The following is a 3,302-nucleotide window of genomic DNA, read 5'->3' as shown; positions in this document are numbered from 1 at the left end:
CCCCTGGGGCATGGGCTCCGGGGTCGAAGGGGCGGAGCCCCTGGGATGGGACGGGTAGGGGCGGCGGGGGCGGACAACCCCCCGCCGCACACCCCCGCGCCGTCAGCCCTTCAGCTCCGCCGCCACCAGCTCCGCGATCTGCACCGCGTTCAGCGCAGCGCCCTTGCGCAGATTGTCGCTGGAGACGAACAGCGACAGACCGTGCTCGACCGTCTCGTCAACCCGCAGGCGGCCGACGTACGAGGGGTCCTTGCCCGCCGCCTCCAGCGGGGTCGGGATGTCGGAGAGGGCCACACCGGGCGCACCCGCCAGCAGCTCCGTCGCGCGCTCGACCGTGATCGGGCGGGCGAAGCGCGCGTTGACCTGGAGCGAGTGGCCGGAGAAAACCGGGACACGCACGCACGTGCCGGAGACCTTGAGCTCCGGGACCTCCAGGATCTTGCGGGACTCGTTGCGGAGCTTCTGCTCCTCGTCGGTCTCGTTCAGACCGTCGTCCACGATCGAGCCGGCCAGCGGCACCACGTTGAACGCGATGGGCCGCTTGTAGACCTGCGGCTCGGGGAAGTCGAGCGCCTCCCCGTCGTGCGTGAGCCTGTCCGCGTCCGCGATCACCTTCTGCGCCTGCCCGTGCAGCTCCGCGACACCGGCCAGCCCCGAGCCGGAGACCGCCTGGTACGTGGCGACGACCAGCGCCTCCAGGCCCGCCTCCTCGTGCAGCGGCTTCAGCACCGGCATCGCGGCCATCGTCGTGCAGTTCGGGTTGGCGATGATGCCCTTGGGGCGGTCCGCGATCGCGTGCGGGTTCACCTCGGACACCACCAGGGGTACGTCCGGGTCCCGGCGCCAGGCGGAGGAGTTGTCGATCACGACCGCGCCCTGGGAGGCGACCTTCTCGGCCAGCGCCTTCGAGGTCGCGCCGCCCGCGGAGAACAGGACGATGTCGAGGTCCGAGTAGTCGGCCGTCGCCGCGTCCTCCACCGTCACGCCGTCCAGCACCGTCCCGGCGGAGCGGGCCGAGGCGAACAGGCGGAGCTCGTCGACCGGGAAGTTCCGCTCGGTGAGGATCCTGCGCATGACCGTGCCGACCTGACCGGTGGCTCCGACGATTCCGACCCTCACGGCGACTCCTTCGTGCGTATGGCGTTTTGTGTGCGTGTGCGTGTGCGTGTGCGTGTGCGTGTGCGTGTTACGTGCGTATGGCGCGAGCCTGGCGTTTCCATCATGCGTCGGTTCCCAGCCCACGTGTCCAATTCTTTGTACGGCGGACACGCCGCACGTCGCGCCGGGGACGGGCCCGGGATCGGCGGAGGCTCGCCGCGATCCGGCGCCCGGCTCCGCAGAATCCCGCCTCCCACGCGCCGCGGACAGGAATCCGTACGGCCCCGGCGCCCCGTCACCACCGACCCGTGTGCCCGCGTGATGTGACGTACGACTCCGGTGACGTACGACTCCGGACAGCCCAGAACGCACATGCCCCGATCCCTCCCCGCCATGCGTGCGCCCTCCGTCACACCCGCACCGGACGACACGCGCCGGACGAAAGGAAATCCCCACGCCGCCGAACGTTTCACGGGCCCCTGGCGTCCTAGAGGAAACGCGGCGAGGGGAGGGTGGCTGTGCTGCGCAGAAAGGCCCGGCGGGCCGAGGGGGTGGCGGAACCCCTGGACACGGTCCAGGGGGTTGACGATCCCCTGGACACGGCCCAGGAGCGCCGGGTGCGGGCGGTGCTCGCGCTCGGCGGGGTACCGCAGTCCGACCTGCTGGACGGGGTGCAGCAGGTGCGGCTGCGGCTCCTGGAACGGGCCGCGAGCGGCCGTGAGGCACCGCGGGACGTGTCCGCGTGGGCGGCGGTCGTCGCCTCCAACCTGGCCATGGACTGGCACCGCGCCAAGCGCCGCCAGGAGCGCCTGGGCGAGCGCCTCGCCTCGCTGCGGCAGCTGGAGCACCCCTCCGGCGAGGACTCCAGCGTGCTCTCGCTCGCCGTCGCCCGCGGTCTGGACGAGCTGCCCGACGCCCTGCGCCAGGTGGTCGTCCTGCGCTTCTACGCCGATCTGCCGGTGCGCGGGATCGCCGAGGAACTCGGTATCCCCGAGGGCACGGTCAAGAGCAGGCTCCACTCGGCGGTCCGCGCGCTGCGCGCCCGCCTGCACGAGGACGAGGTGGTGTGACGTGGCCGCCCGGAACGACGACCGGCGCGACGCCCGGTCCGAAGCGCACGGCGCGGACGAAGCGCACGGCACGCACGAAGCGCACGGCACGCACGAAGCGCACGGCACGCACGACGGCATCGACGCGCTGATGGCCGCGATCACCGGCGAACCGCTGCCCGAGGGAGCCCTGGACGACGCCGGGTTCGCGGCGGAGCACCGCTCCGCGCTGGCCGATGTGGCGCTGCTGCGCGAGCAGCTGGGGCTGATCGGGGAGGCACTGGCCGCGAGCGGTCGCACCGTGAACGATACGGAGGCGGAAGCAGTGCCCCCGCCGGGGCGACCCAAGGCCGCGCGTCCCGCATCCGGCACCGAGGACACGGCGCGGCCCGTACAGGAAACCGGCACCGAGACGCGACCCGCACCGGCGCCCACCCCACCGGTGAGGTCCGTACCCACGCGTTCCGTACCCACGCGTTCCGTACCCGCCCGTGCCCCGGGCCGGCGCCGCCGGCGCGTGCCCGCCCTCGCCTTCGGTACCCTCGCCGCCGCAGTGGCCGCCACCCTGGTCATGGGCCTGGGGTGGCTGATCTCGCAGAGCGGGATGGGCATCGGCGTCAGCAGCGGGGACAACGCGTCCAGCGCGAAGCATGAGGACGGCGGGCGGGCGGACAGTGAGGCGGACAGCGGGGCGGGCAGCGGGAACGCCCTGAGCCCTCCCTATGTCGCCTGCGCCCGGCTGATCGTGGAGGGCACCGTCGCGTCCGTCGAACCGGTCCCCGGCACCGGGCAGAACCGGATCACGCTCGACGTCGACCGTTACTACAAGCCCGCCAAGGGTGAGGACGAGATCGTCTTTCCCCTGGAGGAGGGCGCCGACCCCCGCCTCCGCAAGGGCGAGCGCGTACTGATCGGCATCCCGCACGACGAGGCCGTGCCCGACCTGGTCGCCACCGGAAAGGAGGAGATCGCGCGCGAGCGCGCCCTGATCACGGAGGCACTGCCGACGGCGGACGGCCTGCCGTGCGAGGACGGAGGCTGACACGGACCGCGACTGACACGGACCGCAGCTGACACGGACCGCGACTGACGCGCACCCCGTCCGGACGACGGCGGGAAAACGCGGAAGGGGCGGGCTCCCCCCGGGAACCCGCC

The 3,302-nt window shown here is 72.8% G+C and carries 3 protein-coding genes; 2 read left to right on the top strand and 1 reads right to left on the bottom strand.

Going from position 1 to position 3,302, the window contains the following annotated elements:
• Positions 1-102: 102 nt before the first annotated feature.
• On the bottom strand, positions 103-1,119 hold the full coding sequence (locus FNH04_RS43510) for an aspartate-semialdehyde dehydrogenase (protein WP_322725565.1): 1,017 nt from the start codon (positions 1,117-1,119) through the stop codon (positions 103-105).
• 497 nt (positions 1,120-1,616) lie between these two features.
• Here FNH04_RS43510 and FNH04_RS43505 point away from each other — a divergent pair, with 497 nt between their 5' ends.
• Together FNH04_RS43505 and FNH04_RS43500 are read left to right on the top strand one after the other, a co-directional pair.
• Positions 1,617-2,168, top strand: a complete 552-nt coding sequence (locus FNH04_RS43505; protein ID WP_322725564.1) for an RNA polymerase sigma factor — start codon at positions 1,617-1,619, stop codon at positions 2,166-2,168.
• A gap of 1 nt (position 2,169) precedes the next feature.
• Positions 2,170-3,189, top strand: coding sequence for a hypothetical protein (locus FNH04_RS43500; protein ID WP_386573565.1), 1,020 nt, complete (start codon positions 2,170-2,172; stop codon positions 3,187-3,189).
• The last annotated feature ends 113 nt before the right edge of the window (positions 3,190-3,302 follow it).

Origin of the sequence: Streptomyces phyllanthi (assembly GCF_009377205.1) — a bacterium.
In the GTDB taxonomy this organism is placed as follows: domain Bacteria; phylum Actinomycetota; class Actinomycetes; order Streptomycetales; family Streptomycetaceae; genus Streptomyces; species Streptomyces phyllanthi.
Note: the sequence above shows the minus strand (reverse complement) of the source record. Positions and strands in the feature narration are given on the sequence as shown.